This window comes from Azospirillum sp. SYSU D00513 (assembly GCF_017356015.1).
In the GTDB taxonomy this organism is placed as follows: domain Bacteria; phylum Pseudomonadota; class Alphaproteobacteria; order Azospirillales; family Azospirillaceae; genus Azospirillum.
In genome coordinates this window covers 1-1,671 of the sequence record NZ_JAFIQV010000105.1, presented here as the reverse complement: position 1 = coordinate 1,671, position 1,671 = coordinate 1, and the positions used below count along the sequence as shown (strand labels likewise).

The 1,671-nt window shown below is 64.4% G+C and carries 2 pseudogenes; one reads left to right on the top strand and one right to left on the bottom strand.

Annotated elements, in window-relative coordinates:
• Positions 1-126 precede the first annotated feature (126 nt).
• Positions 127-1,494: pseudogene (locus JUB11_RS32375) on the bottom strand (DUF4158 domain-containing protein); the annotation flags it as partial.
• On the opposite strand from JUB11_RS32375, the pseudogene JUB11_RS32370 reads away from it, so the two are divergent.
• Positions 1,469-1,671, top strand: a pseudogene (locus JUB11_RS32370) (IS256 family transposase); the annotation flags it as partial. The pseudogenes JUB11_RS32375 and JUB11_RS32370 overlap by 26 nt on opposite strands.

Here is a 1,671-nt window from a genome sequence, read left to right as displayed (position 1 = left end):
TTCGGTTGACAACTTCTGGTTCACATTCGGCTCGTTCATCGGACTCCCATATGGGTTGTCCGGTGTCCAACATCACCGACGGCAGATCAACCCGAACTCCGACAGGATCGGCGGGACGGCCATGGTCGGCAGCAGATAACTGTCGAAACGGCGATAGTTGGAGGATTGTTCGACCCAGACATGGCCGGAGCGGAGTTTGTTGCGCAGAGTGGCGACCACCGCCATCTCGTACAGCCGGCGACTGGGTTTCCCGCCATCGACGACCAGCCGGCGCCACTCCTTGCGGAAAGGCATCGGTGCGTCCGCCGGTACGTCGCACTTTCCGGACTGGTTGAGATCGCGCAGCAGTGCGACCGCTTCGAGCAACGGGTCGTTGTCCCTGGCTGCCTTGAAGGTGAGGGCTTGGAGAAGGGCCGGGAGGAACTTCCGGATCGTGATGTAACGGTCGGCGGCACGGACAAAGGGATTCTTCTCCGCCAAATCGGCAAGGCTGGCCACTTCGGGGCGGGCACGCAACAGCTTTGCCCAGCCGACGCTCTCGTCGACAACGGCAAAAGCATCGCGGTCATCGTCCTGGGCGACGGCGAGCGCCTCGATGGTGCCATGGAACAGCCGCATCAGGCGGCCGACATCGCGTGTGGTCGCGGCGTAGGTCTTTTCCTTGGCGTGCTTGCCCCGTGTGAAGGCGCCACCGATCAGCCGGTCGGCCATGTCGAGCACGGCGTCGATCAATCGGGATTCCAGATCAAACAGCACGGCAACCAGGGTTGCTCGCCGCCGTTGAGCGGTGTAGCGGCCGAGCAGATAGGCGGGCGATGCCTGACCTTCCCGGACGAACTGGCGGAACCGGACTTCGGGAATGCGAGTGTCGATATCGGATGCGATCCCAATGGCGCGGACGGCCTGAAGCTTGTCGAGCAGGTCGCGGACATGACGGGCTTTTGGCGCGCTCGGTATCGTCTTCAACCAGGAAAGAGGAGTCCCGCCGAGGTCAGGACCGATCGCCGGTAGACGGTCGAGTTCGGCCAGTTGCTCGTCAGTGAGGCCGGCAAGCAGAGCATCCACTGCCCGCTTGCGGGCACGGGCGCGCCCAGCGGCGCCGGTGCGCTCGATCAGCGGCAATGCCGGCAGGATGAGGTTTTGGGAGCGGAGGGCGGAGACGATCGGTTCCGGCCTGTTCGTGGTCCAGGCGGCCTGGGCGGCCGCTTCGATCATGAAGGGAAGATCGAGATTGGTCGATGGCCGCAACCCGAGCATGGCGGCGAGTTGCCGGGCATGATCGGTCATCGTCTGGGGCCGGCGCGCATAAGCGGTGAACAGGTGCACCGGCACATGGATCTGGGTGGCGACCCAGGCGACCAGAGCGTCGAGCGGTTCCTCGATCTGGGCAAGCGCGCGGCCGGAATGCCGGGGACTATCCGGAATTTCGTGCTCGGCGGGGGTATGCTGAGAACGGAAGGAGCCCCCGATGGCACGACGCAAAGAACCGATCATCCCCGATGCGATCCTCGACCAGCTGCTGGCCGGGGCGGACGCCAAGACGGCGTTTGATCAGAACGGACTGCTCGACCAGCTGAAGAAAGCGCTGACGGAACGAGCCCTGCGCGCGGAGCTGGATCATCACCTGGCCAGCGACGAGAGCGGCAACCGCCGCAACGGCTATGGCCGCAA